Genomic DNA, 20,094 nt, shown 5'->3' on the forward strand with positions numbered 1-20,094 from the left:
CTCCCCGAGCCGCTTCCACAAGATCAAATGAGGAACGAAGATGAATGACGACATCGCCCGGCTGGACGCCGGAATCCGCGAGAGCCAGGCTTCCGGTAAAAAGCGAAAAGCTGTATGGGTTGGCTCAATCACCGCGGCTGCAGTTGTTGTGGCAGGCAGCGCGTTGACGCTTTACGTGGGAGGTTCAAACAAGGTCCAGGCCGCTCCGACCAAGGCACCCATTGTGTCCGTCAGTGCCCCACTCCAACGTGACATCGAGACACGCATCGGCTTTCTCGGTCAATTCTCGCCGGTCAAAAGCGTGGAGTTGCGTGCACAAGTTGGCGGCGCCTTGAAGCAAATCCACTTCAAGGACGGCGATATCGTCCGCGAGGGCGACCTTCTGTTCGTCATCGATCCGGAGCCGTATGAAATCGCACTTGGCAAAGCACAAGCCCAACTCGACAGTGCGACTGCTCGACTTGAACTAGCCGGCCGGGAACTGACGCGCGCTGAAACGCTGAAGAACACCGATGCGGGTACGCAACAAAACGTTGAGCAGCGTCTGGCCGAAAAGCGTGCCGCCCAGGCGGCACTGAACGACGCGAAGGCACACATCCGGGACGCACGATTCGACCTCGAGCGCACGCGCGTCAAGGCACCGTTCACTGGCCGGATTGGTACACACCAAGTTTCAGCAGGCAACATCATCGCCGGCAGTCGCGCAGCCAATGGTCCGACTACCCTGCTCGCCACCATCGTGTCGATGGATCCGATCTACCTGAATTTCGACATGAGCGAGGCTGACTACATGAAGTTCCAGCAGCAGCGCGCGAAGGAGAAGGGACCACTCGCCAACAAGATTGAGATCTCTCTCAACGGCGAGTCGACGTACGACCGCCACGGCACACTGGATTTCATCGACAACACCATTGATCGCTCCAGCGGCACGATCCACGCGCGTGCCACGATCCGCAATCCTGATCTGAATCTGACCCCGGGCGGCTTCGCACGCATTCGGCTGGCTGTATCCAACCCCGAACCGGCTCTGCTGGTGCCGGATGCTTCCGTCCTCGCGGATCAATCGGAACACATCGTCCTCACGGTGGGCAAGGACAACATCGTGACGCCGAAGAAAGTTGAGATCGGGGACATTCGCGGCGGGCTGCGCGTGGTGCGCTCAGGCCTGGCTACCACCGACCAGGTCGTCCTCGACGGTGTACCGTTTGCGACGCCGGGTTCGAAGATCGCGCCACAGCCAGGCTCTATCAAGCTCGCCGAACAGGACTGAAGCCGTGAAGCTCGCTCACTTCTTTATTGACCACCCACGATTCGCCGCGGTGCTCAATATCTTCCTTGTTCTGTTCGGGCTGGCAGCAATGACCACGCTGCCCGTGGCCCAATATCCGGACATTGTTCCGCCAACCATTCAGATTACGACTACCTATCCAGGCGCGTCTGGCGAGACCATCGCTCGCACGGTGGCCACGCCTCTCGAACAGGCCATCAACGGCGTGGAAAACATGTCGTACATCAGTAGCCAGTCGACAGGGAACGGATTACTCACCATCACTGTCATCTTCAAGCTCGGCACGGATCCGAATACCGCGCTGATGCTCACCCGCAACCGGGTGCAGGACACGTTGTCCCGGCTGCCACAAGAAGTTCAGCTTCAGGGCGTGCAGGTAAAGAAGACCATTCAAGCCCTGCTGCTTGGTGTGCTCGTCTATTCGCCGGACGGCTCGCGCAGTGCAGAGTATCTTTCCAACTACATGCTCCGCGTGAGGGACGAAATCGCACGCGTCCCTGGTGTCGCTGACTTCTGGGTACTCGGCGAGCGCCGCTATGCCATGCGTATCTGGATCGATCCGGATAAGGCAGCCGCATACAACATCAGCGCAAGCGAAATCATGGCAGCGCTTCGCGCCCAGAATGCTCAGGTGTCGGCCGGCGCGCTGAATGCACCGCCCGTCGCGAACAGCGCGGCATATCAAGTGAACGTCGAAGCGCTGGGACGTCTGACCAAGCCCGAAGAGTTCGGTGACGTCATCATCAAGGCCGACAACAAGGGGCGTGTCACCCGCATCCGCGATGTCGGCCGCGTGGAACTGGGCTCGGTGGACTATGGCTCCAAGGCCTACACCGACCGCTATGTGTCGGCGCCCTGGTGGGTCATCGCCACGCCGGATGCAAACGTAGTTGAAGTGCAGCGTGCGGTCTGGGACAAGATGACGGAGCTCAAGAAGGATTTCCCGCCGGGTGTCGATTACATGAGGACTTACGATCCCACCAACTTCGTAATGTACTCGATTGAGGAAGTCATTTTGACCATCTTCATCGCCATCGTTCTGGTGGTGGGTGTGGTCTACGTGTTCCTCCAGAGTTGGAGAGCCACGATTATCCCGGTGATTGCCATCCCGATTTCGCTGCTCGGCACCTTTACGGTCCTAGCTGCCCTCGGAATGTCGGTGAATAACCTATCACTGTTCGGCTTCGTCCTGGCAGTGGGGATCGTGGTGGACGATGCCATCGTGGTGGTCGAGAATGTCGAACGCAACATGAGTCTTGGCATGACGCCACGCGCGGCCGCTCGCCGGACGATGACAGAAGTCTCGACGGCTTTGATTGCCATCGCGTTGACACTGTGTGCCGTGTTCGTCCCGACGGCCTTCATCTCGGGGATTTCTGGCCTCTTCTTCAAGCAGTTTGCCATCACAATTGCTGCTTCGACGGCTATTTCTTGTTTCGTCTCGCTGACGCTGAGCCCGGCTCTGTGCGCAGTCATGCTTAAGCCGCACGAGCACACGCATGAAAAGGCTCATGGCATTGGTGCCTCCTTCCGTCAATGCTTCGGCAAGTTCAACACCGGTTTCGAATGGCTGTCGGATCGCTACGGCAGGATGACTGCTCGCCTGGCTCGCGCCGGCATGATTGTCGCGTTGGCGTACGTCAGTCTGATCGGCCTTGCAGGCCTGCAGATGTCCCGCATGAGCACTGGCTTCATTCCTGAGCAGGACATTGGCTATCTCGCAGTGATTGTCAATTTGCCACCAGGGTCAAGCCTCGAGCGTACCCACAAGGTCGTGCGTGAAGTCAATGAAATTGCCCTCAAGACGCCTGGTGTCTCGCACACGTCGGCAACGGCAGGCTTCGATGTCACCACGTCGACCGTGGCGCCAAATGTGGGGACGGTTTTCACTTCCCTGCCTTCGCTCTACGGTGAGCACATAAAGGGTGTCACGGCTGCGTCGATGGTTCAAAGACTGCAGGAGCGGCTGTCTGTCATCAAGGACGCCTATGTCATCGTCGTGCAACCCCCAGCAGTTCAAGGCCTCGGTGCCGCCGGTGGCTTCAAGATGATGCTGCAGGATCGTGATGGGCTCGGACCGCAGGCCCTGGCCAAGGCAGCAAATACGCTGGTCGCCGCAGCGAACAAGGACAAGACGTTTGGTGGCATCTTTACGCTGTACAACGCCGGCTCGCCGTCGATCTATGCCAATATTGACCGTCTGAAGGCCGAGAAGATTGGTCTGACGACTACCGATATATCCTCTACTCTGCAGCTGTATCTTGGCTCGCAATACGTCAATGACTTCAACTATCTCGGCCGCACCTATCAAGTGCTCGCCCAAGGCGACGAAGCGTTCCGCAAGACGCCTGGGGATATTGCGCGGCTGAAGGTGCGCAATGCAGACGGGGCGATGGTTCCTATCGGTTCCGTGGCCACGTTCAGGGATATGACTTCGCCGTATCGCGTGCCGCGACACAACCTGTTCCCGGCAGCAGAAGTGATGGGTGTCGCAGCGCCGGGGGTGGCTTCCGGTACAGCGATAAAGCGCATGGAGGAGCTTGCCAGGGAAGTGTTGCCGCCAGGCATCGGCTTCGAGTGGACCGACCTTGCATATCAGCAGCAGCAGCACGGTACCCCGACGATTGCCATTTTCGCTGCTGCGGCCCTGTTCGTATTCCTCGTGCTGGCCGCGCAATACGAAAGCTGGAAGACGCCGTTGGCCATCGTCCTGATTGTTCCGATGTGCTTGCTTGCATCGTCCTCGGGCCTGCAACTGCGCAATATGCCGATCGACATCCTGGCCCAGATTGGATTCGTGGTGCTCCTTGGACTAGCGGCGAAGAACGCGATTCTCATCGTCGAATTCGCCAAGCAACGGCAGGATGAGGATGGTGCAAACGCAGAAGATGCGGCAGTGCAATCGGCTCGGACTCGCCTGCGCCCGATTCTGATGACATCGTTCGCCTTCATCGCCGGTGTGGCACCGCTGGTCGTAGCCACCGGCGCCGGTTCTGAGATGCGCCAGTCTCTCGGTACCGCGGTGTTCTTCGGAATGCTCGGTGTGACGATCTTCGGTCTGCTGTTCACGCCTGCCTTCTACAGCATGATCCACCGAGTCCGTAACAAACCGGCTGTGTCGGACGTCATGAACCGACTCGGCATTGGGAGGTCAGCATGACCCGCATTCCGTCGAAGCTGTCCAAGACAGCCGTAGGCACCCTGTTGTTGAACGCACTGCTGGCAGGCTGCGCCGTCGGCCCCGACTACACATCGCCGCCAACAAACGATATGACGCCGTTCCACAGCACGGCCGCCGCAGCGAATAAAGCAGCACCGGCGCCATCACTGGAGAACTGGTGGCACGGGTTTAACGACCCGATGCTTGTCAATATCGTCCAGCGTGCACTTGGCCAGAATCTGGATCTGGCGGCATCGATAGCTCGTGTGCAGCAGGCTCGTGCAGTAGCGAGTAGCGCCGGAGCGCAGCTTCTTCCGACTGTGGATTTCGATGCCGCAGCAGGCTATACCCATCAGAGCCTGCGTGGCCCCCTCGGCTCTGTTGCGTCGGGAAGCCCGGCTTTCAAGCGGAACACCCCTTTCTACACGGTTGGTCCGGCTGCAAGCTGGGAAATCGATCTGTTCGGTGGGCTGCGGCGCGGTGCCGCGGCGGCCGAATATGAGGCCATCGCAGCAGAAGCCGATCATGCCGGCACGCGTGTGATGGTCGCGGCCGACGCAGCTGACGCGTACTTACAGATCCGCGGCTACCAGGCGCGACTGGCCATCGCCGGAAGGCAGATTGAGACGGATGAACGTCTGCTACGGCTGGTACGTGACCGCTACGATGCTGGCGCGGCACAGGGACGGGAGATTGCGCAGGCCGACGCGCTGCTGAAGCATGCGTTGGCCTCTGTTCCTCCGCTGCGCATCGGCTTGGAGCAACAGCTCAATCGACTCGATGTCCTGATGGGGGTTCAGCCTGGTACGTATGTACAAGAGCTCGGTGCGGTAAGTGATATTCCGGCAGTTCCTGGAGTGCCTGCGGATGCTGAGCCACAGGAGGTGTTGCGTCGTCGTCCCGACATCATTGCTGCGGAGCGCCGTCTGGCTGCATCGAGCGAGCGCATCGGGGTAGCGATCTCCGACTACTACCCCAAGATTTCACTGTCTGGCGCTCTGGGATTCGACAGTCTGAACGCTGCGAAGCTCTTCACTTCCTCCGCCTTCACGGCGACGGGTGGCGGTGCGTTGCGCTGGAGACTGTTCGATTTCGGCAAGGTGGACGCAGAGGTGGCTCAGGCACGCGGCGCCAATGCCGAGGCGCTGGCGCTCTATCGCAAGACTGTACTTCGCGCTGCCGAAGACGTGGAGAACGCATTCACCGCCCTGACTCAGACCGAGATTCATGTGGTCCAGCTTCGGAATGAGGTTCAAGCGCTTGTGAAGTCCCGTGACCTGTCGGAGCAAGCGTATCGCGCCGGATCCATCACGTTGACTGATGTTCTGATCGCCGATCGCCAACTATTGACCGCACGCGATGAGCTGGAAGCAAAACGCGCAAATGCTGCGAGAGCCGCCGTTGGCGTGTTTCGTGCACTCGGTGGTGGATGGGAGCCCGCGCCGACGAATGGAACGAAAGCTAGCTGACCGCAAGGAAGATAACGGCGGCATCCGCCGTCGGTGGGTTGCTGCAATCCCGGCCGATTGCCCACCGCCAGGCCACGGCTGTCTCTGACCGACCCTGTCTGAGACAGTCGCATTGCTCGACGCGAACAACCGCTCTTTGTTCGATGACCTACCGCGCACCGCCCAAGGACTGCATCACCTTCGCGTGGTGACGACGCGATAAGGACAACGTTATCGCACCTTATCGCCGCCTACCGCCTACCGCCTACCGCCTACCGCCTACCGCCTACCGCCTACCGCCTACCGCCAACGCCGATTCCGGATTTCCACACACCCCGCGACACACATAGGTTTGGCAGCGTACACCACCCGCAGCCAGTCAAGGCTGGCCTCGGAACGCAAAGGCCCGGGGCTTCGCTCTCCCGATCCATAGCCGTCATCGGAGCGCGTGCTGTGCCGCCGCAATGAGCGGCTCGATAAAAGGGCTTTCCAGATCGCGGCGCCGGCAGACGGCTAACTCCAGGCTCTCTCTATTCAGGTAGATACCCAAGGAAATCAGTAGCGTCCGGCATTCGGAATGGCAAAGGGCGAATGGTTTTACGTCTGACAGACGCCTTGGTTGGTGGGAAGATCTTCCTGTCCGGCGTAGTCACAGTTGTGCAGGGGAGCTAAGCGAGGCCTTGCGATGTGGGTCATCCCTTAGCGCGCTCTGCCGTGGGCTTCTACCGGAAATCACGCGGTACCGGTTACTTGGTTGGTACACTGCTGGTCACAGCCGTGCAGGGCGTTGCAGCGGATATTTGTCCGAGCACGGCTTCGCCGGCGCCGCGCCGAAGAAGCGCACCGACACCGCACTGCCCTGCCTCGGCGCGAACTGCGCGTCGCTGAACACGCGCGCCATGCCGTCCGCTCCTGTCAGATGCACGAGCGCCGGGCTCCAGCGTTGGGCACCAATCTGGACTCGGACCGCGGCAGCATATTGCCCCACAGGCGGCAAGCAGATTCCCTCCGGAAGACGAATCTCCGCCGCGCCGCTGGCGCGGGCGGGCGTCCTGGTCACCACCATGGCGCGGATCTCGTGCGGACGCGCCAGCAATGCAGCAGCAGCGCGCACGTCGCCACTCTGGATCAGTCGGCGGGCCTCCGTGGATGAACAGCGCACGCCTGCCCCGGCTGCATCGGTGGCCCGCAGCCGAACCGGCTCGACGGCATAGCCGTACGCTTTGCCAAGCTGGCCGAGGTAATCGACGTTGCCCTGTCGTCCTCGTCCGCAGCAAAAGTTCGCGCCAACCACCAGCCGCCGCATGCCCAGACGCGCCAGCAGCAGTCCACGGACAAAGTCATCCGCACTGGCTTCGCTGAGGGCGCGGTCGAACGGCAGTACCAGGCAGTGGTCGACGGCGCCGCTTTCAGCCAGCAGCGCGATACGGTCATCAACGGTGGAGATCATGCGGGGCGCGCTCTGCGGCTGCAGGAACGCACGCGGATGCGGGTCAAATGTCAGCAACACGGTCGGCAGCCCGAGCGAATGCCCCGCGGCGCGCAACTCGGCCAGGACCGCGCGGTGCCCGCGGTGCACGCCGTCGAAGGTGCCGATCGAAACAACGGATGCTGCCAGCCGCAGCGGGTCGGCTCGTCTTGTCACCTGCATGATGGACTCCTCGTCTTGTCATGAACCGCATGCTAGGAGGGGACGGCGCGGGATGCCAATCTCTTGTTCTCATGACGACTATAACCGGCGCTCATCCCTCCATGCCAATCCCGGCACCCGCGTCCGCCACGGCATCATGGCGGGCAAAGAGCCTGTGTACCAGCGCGCGAATCCACTGGTTGCCCGGCTCCCGGTGCACGCGATCGTGCCAGTGCTGGGCGATGTCCATGCCGGGCAGCGACAGCGGAGGCGCCACCACTGCCAGGTCCAGGTCCGCGCATAGTGCCCGGGCCAGCGTCAGCGGCAGGATAGCCACCGCGTCCGAATGCCGGGCGATCAGGGCCGCCGTGGCAAAGCTCGGCACGCGGCAGACGATGTTGGTATGCGGCACGCCGGCTTCGATGGCGCGCTCGACGCTGAGGTGTTCATGACCGGTCCCGACCGCGGAAACCAGCACATGCTTCTCGGCTATGAAGGCGTCCGGCTCGCCAAGCTGCGCCAGCCGCGGATGGTTCTTGCGTACCACGGCGCCGTAGGTCTCACGCCATAGCAACTGGCGACGGATGCTCTGCGTCAGCGTGGGGAACGAGCCAATCGCCAGATCGACAAGGCCATTTTCCAGCCAGAGATCGAGATGCGTGGCATCGGCGTTGACCGCCTGCACTAGGATACCCGGCGCTTCCTCCGCCAGCCGGCTTAGCAATGGTGGCAGCATTTGCGAGGCGCCGGCATCTAGCAGGAAGAAGCGGAAGCTGCGCTGGCTGGTGCGTGGATCAAAGCTGGCATGGTCTGAGCGCAATGCACGCACGCTCTGCAGAATGTCCCGCACCGGCTCGCCAAGCTCCATTGCCTTGGGCGTGGGTTCCATGCGCAGGCCCACCCGGACGAACAGCGGATCACCGAAATAGTGGCGTAGCCGCGCCAGGGTCTTGCTCAGCGCCGGCTGGGTCAGGTTGAGCACGCGCGCGGCCTTGGTAAGGCTGCGCTCGCTGAGCAGCACATCAAGCACCAGCAGGTGGTTCAGGCTGAGTTCGTCTTCATGACGCTGGGGAATAGTGTCCATGACGCGAGGTGATTAGCAAACGGGCCGACTCGGCTGTAGTCTAGTTTCACACAGCTGACACAGATCAGAAAGCAGGTTTCAAGAGACGAAACTTCGTCTACGCCCTGTTGCAGCGCGAGGACGAAGGCCCCATCACGAGGAGATTGCCATGTCGTCCGCAGTATCCATCGAAGCCGTAGCAAGCCGCATTACCGATCCTGGCATCGATGCCGCAAGCTTTCGCGATGCCTTGTCGCATGCCGTCACCGCCGTGACCGTGATCGCTACCGACGGCGCAGGCGGTCGTGCCGGCGTCACGTGCTCGGCGGTCTGTTCGGTCAGCGACTCGCCGCCCACTGTGCTCTTCTGCATCAACCGCCGCAGCGCCGCAAACAGCGTGATCAAGACCAACGGCGTGGTCAGCATCAACTGGCTGCACGCGAGCCAGACCTCGGTGTCCCAGCTGTTCGCCGGGGCCGGCGCGGTGCCGATGGCGCAGCGCTTCGATGGTGACAGCTGGGGCGTGTTCACCACCGGCGCGCCATACAGCAAATCCGCGATGGTCGCCCTCGACTGCAAAGTGGTCGACCAGATCGAGATCGGCACCCACAGCGTCTTCGTCGCGCAAGTCTTCGGCAGCGCCGGCGGCGAACGCGGCAACGACACGCCGCTGGTCTACTGCCGCCGCAACTACGCCACCACGCACCCGGTCGCGGACTGACGCGCGCGCCCCGCAGCACCGGAATTCCATATCCATGTCCGTATGCCCTTCTCCAGGGCAGGGACTGTCACACCCCGAACATCATCCACAAAGGAGACCTCGCGATGATTCGCACTGGCAAGCAGTACCTGGAATCGCTCAACGACGGCCGCAACGTATGGGTAGGCAACGAGAAGATCGACAACGTCGCGACGCACCCCAAGACACGGGACTACGCGCAGCGCCACGCCGATTTCTACGACCTGCACCATCGCCCCGACCTGCAGGATGTGATGACCTTCGTCGACACCGACGGCGAACGCCGCACCATGCAATGGTTCGGCCACTTCGACAAGGAGCAGCTGCGCCGCAAGCGTAAGTACCACGAGACCATCATGCGCGAGATGGCCGGCGCTTCGTTCCCGCGCACACCGGACGTCAACAACTACGTGCTCCAGACCTACATCGACGATCCGTCGCCGTGGGAAACGCAGACTATCGGCGCTGAGGGCAAGATCAAGGCAAAGAACATCGTCGACTTCGTCAACTTCGCCAAGCAGCATGACCTGAACTGTGCGCCGCAGTTCGTCGACCCGCAGATGGACCGCTCGAACCCCGATGCCCAGCAGCGCTCGCCCGGGCTGCGCGTGATCGAGAAGAACGACAAGGGCATCGTCGTGTCAGGTGTCAAGGCGATCGGCACCGGCGTCGCCTTTGCCGACTGGATCCACATCGGGGTGTTTTTCCGCCCCGGCATCCCGGGCGACCAGATCATTTTTGCCGCCACCCCGGTCAACACCCCGGGCGTGACCATCGTCTGCCGCGAGAGCGTGGTCAAGGACGATCCCATCGAGCATCCGCTCGCCTCACAGGGCGACGAACTGGACGGCATGACTGTATTCGAGAATGTCTTCATCCCCTGGTCGCACGTGTTCCACCTAGGCAACCCCGAACACGCCAAGCTCTACCCGCAGCGAGTGTTCGACTGGCTGCACTATCACGCCCTCATCCGCCAGTCGGTGCGCGCCGAACTGATGGCCGGCCTGGCGATCCTGATCACCGAGCATATCGGCACCAACAAGATTCCCGCAGTGCAGACTCGCGTGGCCAAGCTGATCGGCTTTCACCAGGCCATGCTGGCGCACATCGTCGCCAGCGAGGAACTGGGCTTCCATACGCCTGGGGGCGCCTATAAGCCGAACATCCTCATCTACGACTTCGGCCGCGCGCTATACCTCGAGAACTTCTCGGAGATGATCTACGAGCTGGTCGACCTCTCCGGGCGCAGCGCACTGATCTTTGCCAGCGAGGACCAGTGGAACGACAAGACCCTGAATGGTTGGTTCGAGCGCATGAACAACGGCCCGGTCGGCAAGCCGCACGACCGCGTGAAGATCGGTCGCGTGATCCGCGACCTGTTCCTGACCGACTGGGGCAACCGGCTGTTCGTCTTCGAGAACTTCAATGGCACCCCGCTGCAGGCCATCCGCATGCTGACCATGCAGCGCGCCGAGTTCTCCGCAGCCGGTCCGTACGGCACCCTGGCCCGCAAGGTCTGCGGCATCGAGCTCACCGAGGTCCACGAGAGCGAATACAAGGCCACCGCCGGCTACGCCCAGGCACTGGATTCGGCGCGACACCAGGAAAAGCTCGCGCTGAGCGGCACGATGACCGTATGACCGCCGGCAGGCCCGTCCGGCCGGAACACCTGAACCAAGGAAGGAGTGCAAGATGCAAACCAATGAACTGCTCGACAAGATCTTCCGCGGCGCGCGCAGCCAGAACGGCTGGCTGCCCACGCCCGTGCCCGACAGCAAGCTGCATGAACTGTATGAGCTGATGAAGTTCGGCCCTACCTCGGTCAACTGCTCGCCGGCCCGGCTGGTGTTCGTGCGCACAGAGGAAGGGAGGGAGAAGCTGCGTCCGGCACTGGCGCCGGGCAACGTCGAAAAGACCATGGCCGCGCCCGTCGTCGCAATCGTCGGCTACGACACCCGCTTCTACGAGCACCTGCCGGATCTGTTTCCGCACAACCCGGCGGTCAAGGCGTGGTTCGAGGGCGACGAGAAAGTGGATTTCGCCACCACCACGGCGTTTCGCAACGGAACTCTGCAAGGCGGCTATCTCATCGCCGCGGCACGCGCGCTGGGCCTCGATTGCGGCCCCATGTCCGGCTTCAACAACCAGGCTGTCGACCAGGCCTTCTTTGACGGCACCAGCATCCGCTCTAACTTCATCTGCGCCCTTGGCCACGGCGATCCCGAAAAAGTGTTCGCCCGCAGTCCACGCCTGTCGTTCGACCAGGCCTGCCAGCTCGCCTAGCGGCAAGGAGTCTCGCCATGCAAGAGTACGACCAGCATAACCTGACCAGCGCCGTCATTGCGCGCCTGGCCGATACGCCTGACCGGCGCACCAGGGAGATCATGACCAGCCTCGTGGGGCACCTGCACGACTTCGCACGCAAGATCAGGCTGACCGAAGCCGAATGGATGCGCGGGATTGAGTTCCTTACCGCCACCGGGCAGAAGTGCGACGACAAGCGCCAGGAGTTCATCCTGCTCAGCGATGTGCTGGGCCTGTCGATGCTGACGGTGGCAATGAACCACCAGAAGCCCGATGGCTGCACCGAGGCTACCGTGTTCGGGCCCTTCCATGTCGAGGGCGCGCCGCACTACGAGCACGGCGCGGATCTGGCGAACGGGGCCAGGGGCGAGCCCTGCACGGTCTACGGACGGGTCACAGGCGCGGACGGGCGGCCAATTGCCGATGCCGTGGTGGAAACCTGGCAGGCCGACGCCGACGGCCACTATGACGTGCAGTATGAAGGGCTGGAAGTGGCACAGGGCCGTGGCGTGCTGAAGTCGGGCGATGATGGCCGCTTCCACTTCCGCACCATCGTCGCACAGGCCTACCCGATTCCTGACGATGGCCCCGTGGGCGAGCTACTTCGCGCCACCGGCCGTCATCCATGGCGGCCCGCGCATCTGCACTTCATGATCAATGCACCTGGCTACGAGACACTCGTCACGCACGTTTTCCGGCGCGGCGACAAGTACCTCGACTCCGACGCCGTGTTCGGCGTGCGCACGTCCCTGATCGGCGACTGGGTCCGCCTGACCGATGGCACCTACCGGCTCGACTTCGACTTCGTGCTCAACCCAGCCCGCTAGCATCGGCACCTGGCGCGCCGCCCGAGCGGGCGGTGCGGATGCAACCACGCACCGCGGCTTCCGGCCCGGTGCTCCATGCGGTCATTCGGAGTGGCAAATGGGTTCGATTGATGGCACGAAGGCCCAGCGGGCGCGCGCACTGCTGCCCGTCCGGTTCGGGCGGCTGGCCCTCGCCGCGGCCTGCGCGGCGAGCAGCGTGCCGGCACGCGCCACCGAGGGTGGCGGCAACTCCTACCCCATCGGGGTCGACAATCTCTATTCCGGCCTGATGCTGCCCGAGGGCGCCAACTGGCTGCTGTTCTACCAGCACTACGATGCGGGCAGTTTCAAGGACAACACCGGCCACGACAACCCCAAGCTGGCCAGTTTCCACTTGCGCCTCGATGCGCTGGCGCCGCGGTTGTCGTATGTGTGGCCCGACGTCAGGCTGTTCGGCGCCAACCTGGAAACGCGCGTGGTGGTGCCCGTCGTGTCGGCGAATCTCGCCATGTCAGTGGTCAGACAAGTTCCCCTGCCGCCGCTCGCCAAAGGCGGTAACAAGACTGGCCTGGCCGACATGACGCTGGCGCCGGTGGTCCTCGGCTGGCACGGCGGCGCATTCCACCAGATGGCGGGCGTGGAGTTCCACCTCAAGACCGGCGCCTATGATGTTCACGACCCCGTCAATATCGGCCGGAACTACTACCAGATTGCACCGAGCTACGCCTTCACCTGGTTCCCCACGCGCAACGTCGACATCAGTGCCAAGCTCCGCTACGGCTTCAACACGCGCAATGAGGCCACCGGCTACCAGTCGGGTAACGAGGCGACCATCGAGTTCAGTGCCGGCTACCGGGTAACGCCGAGGCTGACGCTTGGCCTGAACGGCTATTACTACGTCCAGACGACCGACGACACGCAGAACGGCGCGCGCGTCAACGGCAATGGCAACCGTGGCCGGGTCACGGCGCTGGGGCCGGATATCTGCTTCCAGCTCACCGACAAGGTCAGCTTCTCGATCAAAGGGCAGTTTGAGTTCGGCGCCCGCAATCGCCCCGAAGGCAACCGCATCTGGGCCATGGGCCGAATCTCGTTCTGACTGGCCTGAACCATACCGAGCAGCATTGGAGACCCTACGATGAACGCATTCCAGTACTCCTCCCGTGCCCAGCGCGTCGTCTTCGGCGCCGGCACCATCCAGCGGGTTGGCAAGGAAATCGATACGCTGGGGGCGTCAAGCGTTCTGGTGCTAAGTACACCCGAACAGCGCCCGCTGGCTGAACACGTGGTGGACCTGCTTGGCGCCCGCGCGATCGGCATCTTCGGTGGTGCAGTGATGCACGTGCCGGTCGAGGCGGCTCGCGCGGCCTGTGCGATGGCATTTGAACTGGGCGCCGACAGCGTGGTGGCGATCGGTGGCGGCTCTACCACCGGGCTTGCCAAGGCCATCGCACTTGAAATGGGACTGCCAGTACTGGCGATTCCCACCACCTATGCCGGCTCAGAGATGACTGCGATCTACGGCCTCACCGATGCGGGACTGAAGCGCACAGGCATTGACGTGAAAGTGCTGCCGCGCATCGTCATCTACGATCCTGAACTCACTTACTCGCTGCCGGTTGCGGTCAGCGTCACCAGTGGCATCAATGCGCTGGCCCACGCCGCAGAGGGCTTGTACGCCCACGACCGCAACCCGATTTCGGATTTGATGGCGACGGAGGGCATACGGGCCATCGCAGCCGCGTTGCCGGTACTCGCGACCGAACGGGATACGGCCATGCTGCATGAAGCGCGCGCGCAAGCCTTGTACGGAGCATGGTTGTGCGGCGCCGTGCTCGGCACCGTGGGAGTGGCGTTGCATCACAAGCTCTGCCACACGCTTGGCGGCAGCTTCAACCTGCCGCATGCCGAGACGCACACCATCATCCTGCCGCACGCGCTTGCCTACAACGAGAAGGCTGCACCGGGTGCCATGGCCACCATCGCGCAGGCCATGGGCGCAGCCAGTGCTGCGCAAGGCGCTTTCGACCTGGCACGTACGACCGGCGCCCCGCTCGGCTTGCAGCAAATCGGCATGCGCGAGGATGAACTCGACAAGGCGTGCGAGATCGCGTTGCAAAACCAGTACCCCAATCCGCGTCCGCTCGAAGCCGGTGCGATCCGGGAACTGCTGCAGAACGCCTGGGAGGGACGCCGGCCGGTCTGACGCCGGCGTAACGCTTGACCGCTACCTGCGCAATTCGCAGCAGCGCCGCAGGCTTTCGCACAGGTCACCGTTTCGGACAAATATTCAAAGGTACGAGATGTGGAAGCTTCCAAAGGAATACAACCATTTTGCGTTTGGCGTGATACAGGCTGGCGTCACGTGTGCGGTCGCATCGGCGATCGCAAGCATGCAGTTCGTGGCGGAAGGCACCTTTGTTTCGCATTGGCTGCGTGCGTACTTGTATTCGTGGGTGGCGATGCTACCCGTCGTCGTGGTCGCGGCGCCGTTCATTCGCTGGCTCGCGAACCGAATCACGCGTTAAACGCTGGCGGAGGTTCTGGCGGCCGCAATGCGGCTCGTCTCAACGGTACATATCCATTGGGTGGATAACGATGATCAAACATATTGTGATGTGGAAGGTGAAGGGTTCGACCCCGGAAGAAAAAAGCGAGGGCGTGCGTCGCATACAGGCTGCATTCCACGGACTGGTTGGCGTCATCCCGGGCCTGACGGCTCTGGAGGTGGGCGCCGACGTCAGTCGCATCGACTACGCGTGCGATGTGGTGCTCTACACGGAGTTCGATTCCCAGGAGGCATTAGACTCATATGCTAGCCATCCTGACCACCTGAGGATCAAGCGCGAACTGGGCGATGTCAGGATTGCCCGTCACCAGGTGGACTACGTCATTGGCTTGCGGGCGGGTATGTGCGGCGCCTCCGTGCGGGATGTACCCTGAGCAGCAACATGGCGCGCAAGTCAGCCATCCAGGCATGCCCGTAACGTACGCGCGAGACGGCCCGCTTCGTTCGCATCGGTGATGTTCGCGAAACCCATCACCAGGCCTCGCGGCGTGTCCCGCATACGGCCGTGCGCATACCAGATCGAAAGTGGCAGCACCGCAAGTCCCGCCTGGCGGGCACGCGAGGCAACGGCGACATCATCGACCGGACCATGGGCAGCCTCGGCGAATTGCACTGAGAATTGGATTCCGCCGGACGGCAATTCAACGGTCAGCTGTTCGCCAAACGTCTGCTTCAAGGCTTGCGCAATCAAGAGGCGCCGCTGTCCATACAACGTGCGCATCCGCTTTACATGCCGCGCAAAATGGCCCTGTTCAAAGAAATCTGCCAACGCCGCCTGAAACAGCGTTGGCGCGCCGGCATTCATGCTGCACGCCACCCGTCCAACACGCTCGACCGCGCGCTCCGGCACCACCGTGTACGCGAGCCGCAGACCGGGGAACATCACCTTGCTGAACGTGCCGCAATAGAGCACGCGGTCATGCCGGTCGAGGCTCTTCAAGGCCGGCAAGGGTCGACCCAGGTAGCGGAACTCGCTGTCGTAGTCGTCTTCGATAATCCAGCGAGACCCTGTCTCCGCCCAAGTCAGCAACGCCATGCGCCTTGCGAGCGACAGCGTGTTCCCCAGGGGGCTCTGATGCGATGGCGTGACGAGCGCGAAGCGCGCCTCCGGGTCCCGTTCGATGCCGCGCTCGACATCGATGCCTTCTTCATCGATGGGCACCGGGACGAGCTGCACGCCGGTCTCGGCCAGGAAGCTGCGCGCAAGCAGATAACCGGGGTCCTCGAACCACATGCGGTCGCCGGGGCTCGCAAGACTGCGCAATACCAGCTCGAGCGTCGCGCGGTAGCCACTGGTAATGAACACCTGGTCGGGCAGACACGTGACGCCACGCGACAGGCCAAGATAGGTGGCGATATGCTCGCGCAGCGGCAGATAGCCCACCGGATCCGGGTAGGCAAGCAAAGTGCGTTCGCCGCTGCGCGCACGCCGCGTAACGAGCCGGCTCCATATCTTGCGTGGAAATGCATCAAGCGCCGGGAGCCCTGGCTGCAAGGCTCGCGGCTCGCCGCTCAGGGCGACGGCGATCGCCGACTGGCGTGCCCTTGGCTGGCCGCTGGGTGATGCGTCTGGCGTCTTCGCTGCGCCAGCGGCCTCAGTGGTCTGCGCGTCAGGGGCATCCTGGCTGCCGCCTGCAGGTGCCGCTTGCATCAGGGATTCTGATAGCGAAGGCGATACAAAAGTGCCGGCAGCGCCACGCATCTGCAAGTAGCCCTCGTCGACAAGGATCGTATAGGCCAGTTCGACGGTGCCTCGCGCCGTGCTCAACTGCGCGGCGAGGCCGCGCAAGGCCGGCACCCGATCACCCGGGCGAAGATGTCCCGCCGCAATCGCCGTTCTGAAACGCTCGCAAATCTGCAGATAGATCGGCAACGGCTTCTGGCGGTCGATCTCAATGGCCAACGTCGGGTTTCGTACGGTCATGACAGTCTCGCGGGCAAAAGGGGTGCAGAAAGAACTTGGACTAGTCGAATGGTTAATTCTTGGCCCTTATCCATAGGGCATGATTGTTCCACAATGGCCTCATGCGATGCGACGGGGACAGTCACTTTCAGTGATGCCGCCACACCAGGTGCGCAGCGCGTTCCTCTACCCTCATATGGAGAATCTGCCATGAAGATCGTTGTAATCGGTGGTTCTGGCCTGATCGGCTCACGTCTTGTCACGCTGCTCAATGAGGCGGGCCATACGGCAGTCGCCGCATCGCCGCGTACCGGTGTCAACACGGTGACGGGCGAAGGCCTAAGCCATGCACTGGTGAATGCGGATGTGGTCGTTGACGTGACGAATGCGCCGTCTTGGGAGCCGCAGGCGGTGCTCGACTTCTTCCGCACCTCGGCACGCAATCTCGGCAAGGCCGAGGTGGCCGCGGGCGTGCGCCATCACGTCGCGCTGTCGATCGTCGGTACCGACCGCATGCCCGACAACGCGTACTTCACGGCCAAGGTTGCACAGGAAGCGGTGATCGACGCGGCCGGTGTGCCGTACACGATCGTGCGCGCCACGCAGTTCATGGAATTCATCGGCGGCATTGCGGACTACGGCATGGATGATGGTGGCACTGTGCGCATGGGTGACGGGCTGTTCCAGCCGATCGCTGCGGATGACGTCGCGGCAGCGCTTGCGCAGGTCGCGCTGGCGGCGCCGCTAAACGGCACCATCGACATCGCCGGACCGGATCGCGCGCCCTTCGCGGAGATCGTTTCGCGCTATCTGAAGTCGGTGGGCGACTCGCGCACCGTCGTGACAGATCGTGACGCGCGATATTACGGCGGCCACGTCGAGGAACTGTCGCTCGTGCCGCTGGGGGACGCGCGGATAGGCCGCACCAGTCTTGATCAGTGGCTGGCGCGCGCTCATGTGGAGTAAATCCCCGCCGTGGCGGCTCCAGTCAATGGCATCGACGAAATCGCCGGTCCGGAGAGTCAACCGTTCGACGACATTGTCAGCTGCCACGTGGCTATGAGCGGTGACACATGCCAGGTAGCTCGCGACCCCGAAGCGAAGTACTTCGGGCGGGACCGTCGGCGAGATGTCCCTCGTGCCCCTCCCTCGGCGACGCTCGACTTGGCGCGGCTACACAGGGCGCTTGGTTTCAACGCCAACAGCCCGTCTGCTGATATCGACTGTGAGCGATATACCTACACCCACCGGAGACACAGCATGAAGCTCCTTATCGCGTCTATGATCTTGGCCGCCCTGCCCTTGCAGGCAGCCTTCGCCCAAGACCATTCCGGCCATCAGGCAACTGTGCCAGTGCAAGGATTGGCAACCACCTCCACGGGCGTGAAAGTCACGCTCGTGTACCAGCAGGAAATCCCTAACTTGCCGGGCAAGAGTGTCAAGGGCGTACTGGTGGAGTATGAGCCGGGGGGCGTCAACGCCGCGCATACCCACGCCAAGTCGGCAATGATTTACGCAACAGTGCTGGAAGGCGCCGTGCTGAACCAACTCAACGGAGGACCACTTCGCACGTTCACGAAGGGGCAGAACTTCACCGAAATGCCTGGCGACCGGCACGACGTCAGCGCCAACGCGAGCAAGACCGAGCCCGCCAAGCTGCTTGCGGTGTTCGTCGTGGACACGAATGAGACCGTGCTAACCACACCATTGAAGCGTTAAGGCAACCTTCGTAGCCAAGCCAGCTATCTGACTTGGCTTTGATGGTCTGAGCCTCCAAGATCCGCTTTGGTACGTCATTTCGGCCCGAAGAAGCGGCACCTGACGACCGCGGCGAACGAATGGGCTAGATCGGGTGTTATGTTGAACGAGCGATCCAACTAACCCATGACAGGGCAGCCTACGCATCGGCGAAAGCTGAGGCCGTGCGGGATCGGAGGCACGCCTCCAGTTGAGCAACGACTTTCCAAATCTCAAGCAAGGCAGCCATCTCACTCTGAATCGTCTTCCTCCGGCCGGACCTCCAGCTCCAGTTCTTGCGTTAGTGTTTCGACGCTCGGCAGGCTTTCCTGCAACTCGGCGGGGAGTTCCGCCACGAATTGGTACTGAGCCACGCCGATCGGATTGCCCATGCCACGTAGTGCGTACTCCACCACCAGTCGATTGTGCTCCTGGCAAAGGAGCAGCCCAATGGTCTCCAAGTTGAAAAGCGGCGATCAGTGGACGATTCAGGATGCCCGCGAGTACCTGAGTTTCCAGGTGGCCGACCCTTGGAGGGCTACTGGGACACCAAGCAGGTGTTGACTGGGGCCCTTAAGCGGTTGGGCTAAGCGGTATGTGCCTCAATCGGCCCATGTTCGCGACTCGGCGTCAGACGGGGACTTTCAAGCTTGAAAGTGCTCCTTTCGTTGCCCGGGGCTGTGTTGGACGTAAATCAGTGCCAAAAAAGGCGTTTAATTCAGATTTAGATTTTTCTTACCGCTCGTATGATGTCTCGGCAGTCCTGCTACCGCCCGCATCCATCGTCCCCCCGGCATGCGGGCGCTTTTTTCCTCCGGCGTAACGGAGGCGAGTGTTGGGATAGATCAATTTGCCTAGCACGGTGCGACGGGGCCATACTGAAGGCGGGTAGGGCAATCTTTACCCGATTTCTTCATGGACGTTGCGCGGCTCTCTGCTATTGCTGGAGAGCCGTCTTTTTCACGCCGATCGCCTTTACGCAGAACTCGTGAGGAACCCGCTGAAGTCCCGCGACCAGGCGCCTATTCGCTCAACCCTGCTGCTCAATCAGGAAGCGCTCGGGCCGTTTGCTTAGCCATGCCGGCGTCCGGCCGCGCCCCGACCATGTTTTTCCGGTTTTGGGATCCATGTACTTCGGCGGTAGCGGGGTTTTCTCCGCCCCATCCGATGCGGCACCGGCAGGCCGGCCCCGACGACGGCGGGGTGCCACGTCTTCCGGCGACAGGTCATACCTGAGCATCAGCTCGCGGATCTGTTCGATGACGCCTGCCACTTCGGTGGAACGCGCCTCTGCGATCTGCGCTTCCAAAGCTTCCTTTTGCTGCAGCAGTTGCTGATACGTTGCCATTTTGGCCTCCAATTTATCGATCACCATTAACTTATACGCATTCCAAAGAAGACCTGCAAGGATCGTTTCTAAGTCGGCCGCCAATGCAATTTGGCGTCT

Annotated in this window: 18 protein-coding genes; 13 read left to right on the top strand and 5 right to left on the bottom strand. The window is 62.1% G+C overall.

Annotated elements, in window-relative coordinates; genetic code table 11:
* The first annotated feature begins 40 nt into the window (after positions 1-40).
* The 3 genes from ACAD63_RS12575 to ACAD63_RS12585 are packed head-to-tail and all read left to right on the top strand — an operon-like array spanning position 41 to position 5,917.
* Positions 41-1,270: an efflux RND transporter periplasmic adaptor subunit gene (locus ACAD63_RS12575; protein ID WP_434032761.1), complete on the top strand. Its 1,230-nt coding sequence runs from the start codon at positions 41-43 to the stop codon at positions 1,268-1,270.
* A gap of 4 nt (positions 1,271-1,274) precedes the next feature.
* Positions 1,275-4,448: an efflux RND transporter permease subunit gene (locus ACAD63_RS12580; protein WP_434032762.1), complete on the top strand. Its 3,174-nt coding sequence runs from the start codon at positions 1,275-1,277 to the stop codon at positions 4,446-4,448.
* Positions 4,445-5,917 carry an efflux transporter outer membrane subunit gene (locus ACAD63_RS12585; protein WP_135706506.1) on the top strand — a complete coding sequence of 491 codons (1,473 nt, stop codon included), beginning with the start codon at positions 4,445-4,447 and terminating at the stop codon, positions 5,915-5,917. Before ACAD63_RS12580 ends, ACAD63_RS12585 begins: the two co-directional genes overlap by 4 nt.
* Before the next feature lie 748 nt (positions 5,918-6,665).
* Here ACAD63_RS12585 and ACAD63_RS12590 read toward each other — a convergent pair.
* A complete protein-coding gene (locus ACAD63_RS12590; protein WP_434032763.1) occupies positions 6,666-7,547 on the bottom strand; it encodes an FAD synthetase family protein in 882 nt (293 codons plus the stop codon).
* 91 nt (positions 7,548-7,638) lie between these two features.
* Positions 7,639-8,610 (bottom strand): LysR family transcriptional regulator, encoded by a 972-nt coding sequence (locus ACAD63_RS12595; RefSeq protein ID WP_133098452.1) that lies wholly within the window; start codon positions 8,608-8,610, stop codon positions 7,639-7,641.
* Positions 8,611-8,758: 148 nt separating this feature from the next.
* Between ACAD63_RS12595 and ACAD63_RS12600 the strand changes: the two genes are divergently transcribed.
* From ACAD63_RS12600 to ACAD63_RS12635, 8 genes are all read left to right on the top strand, one after another.
* Positions 8,759-9,310, top strand: a complete 552-nt coding sequence (locus tag ACAD63_RS12600) for a flavin reductase (RefSeq protein WP_062799594.1) — start codon at positions 8,759-8,761, stop codon at positions 9,308-9,310.
* Positions 9,311-9,414: 104 nt separating this feature from the next.
* On the top strand, positions 9,415-10,968 hold the full coding sequence (gene tcpA / locus ACAD63_RS12605) for a 3,5,6-trichloro-2-pyridinol monooxygenase TcpA (protein ID WP_135706504.1): 1,554 nt from the start codon (positions 9,415-9,417) through the stop codon (positions 10,966-10,968).
* Positions 10,969-11,020: 52 nt separating this feature from the next.
* Complete coding sequence (locus ACAD63_RS12610) at positions 11,021-11,611, top strand: malonic semialdehyde reductase (protein ID WP_062799591.1); 591 nt, start codon at positions 11,021-11,023, stop codon at positions 11,609-11,611.
* Positions 11,612-11,628: 17 nt separating this feature from the next.
* Positions 11,629-12,459 (top strand): intradiol ring-cleavage dioxygenase, encoded by an 831-nt coding sequence (locus ACAD63_RS12615; protein WP_434032764.1) that lies wholly within the window; start codon positions 11,629-11,631, stop codon positions 12,457-12,459.
* A gap of 97 nt (positions 12,460-12,556) precedes the next feature.
* Entirely contained in the window at positions 12,557-13,537 is a 981-nt protein-coding gene (locus ACAD63_RS12620) for a SphA family protein (RefSeq protein WP_434032765.1), read from the top strand.
* A gap of 39 nt (positions 13,538-13,576) precedes the next feature.
* Entirely contained in the window at positions 13,577-14,644 is a 1,068-nt protein-coding gene (locus ACAD63_RS12625; protein ID WP_434032766.1) for a maleylacetate reductase, read from the top strand.
* A 97-nt stretch (positions 14,645-14,741) separates the two neighbouring features.
* A complete protein-coding gene (locus ACAD63_RS12630; protein ID WP_062799582.1) occupies positions 14,742-14,966 on the top strand; it encodes a DUF2798 domain-containing protein in 225 nt (74 codons plus the stop codon).
* Positions 14,967-15,036: 70 nt separating this feature from the next.
* Positions 15,037-15,381 (top strand): Dabb family protein, encoded by a 345-nt coding sequence (locus ACAD63_RS12635; RefSeq protein ID WP_062799580.1) that lies wholly within the window; start codon positions 15,037-15,039, stop codon positions 15,379-15,381.
* 20 nt (positions 15,382-15,401) lie between these two features.
* On the opposite strand, the gene ACAD63_RS12640 is transcribed toward ACAD63_RS12635, so the two are convergent.
* Positions 15,402-16,931: a PLP-dependent aminotransferase family protein gene (locus tag ACAD63_RS12640; protein ID WP_135706500.1), complete on the bottom strand. Its 1,530-nt coding sequence runs from the start codon at positions 16,929-16,931 to the stop codon at positions 15,402-15,404.
* Positions 16,932-17,120: 189 nt separating this feature from the next.
* On the opposite strand from ACAD63_RS12640, the gene ACAD63_RS12645 reads away from it, so the two are divergent.
* Together ACAD63_RS12645 and ACAD63_RS12650 are read left to right on the top strand one after the other, a co-directional pair.
* Positions 17,121-17,876, top strand: a complete 756-nt coding sequence (locus ACAD63_RS12645; protein ID WP_062799577.1) for an SDR family oxidoreductase — start codon at positions 17,121-17,123, stop codon at positions 17,874-17,876.
* 294 nt (positions 17,877-18,170) lie between these two features.
* The gene (locus ACAD63_RS12650; protein ID WP_062799576.1) at positions 18,171-18,629 is read left to right on the top strand and encodes a cupin domain-containing protein; all 459 of its coding nucleotides are present in this window, start codon (positions 18,171-18,173) and stop codon (positions 18,627-18,629) included.
* Between the two features lie 269 nt (positions 18,630-18,898).
* Here ACAD63_RS12650 and ACAD63_RS12655 read toward each other — a convergent pair whose 3' ends face one another.
* Together ACAD63_RS12655 and ACAD63_RS12660 are read right to left on the bottom strand one after the other, a co-directional pair.
* Positions 18,899-19,063 carry a hypothetical protein gene (locus ACAD63_RS12655; protein ID WP_434033986.1) on the bottom strand — a complete coding sequence of 55 codons (165 nt, stop codon included), beginning with the start codon at positions 19,061-19,063 and terminating at the stop codon, positions 18,899-18,901.
* A gap of 614 nt (positions 19,064-19,677) precedes the next feature.
* Positions 19,678-19,995: an H-NS histone family protein gene (locus tag ACAD63_RS12660; RefSeq protein WP_135707082.1), complete on the bottom strand. Its 318-nt coding sequence runs from the start codon at positions 19,993-19,995 to the stop codon at positions 19,678-19,680.
* Between the last annotated feature and the right edge of the window lie 99 nt (positions 19,996-20,094).

This window comes from Cupriavidus sp. a3 (assembly GCF_051015765.1).
In the GTDB taxonomy this organism is placed as follows: Bacteria; Pseudomonadota; Gammaproteobacteria; order Burkholderiales; family Burkholderiaceae; genus Cupriavidus; species Cupriavidus oxalaticus_A.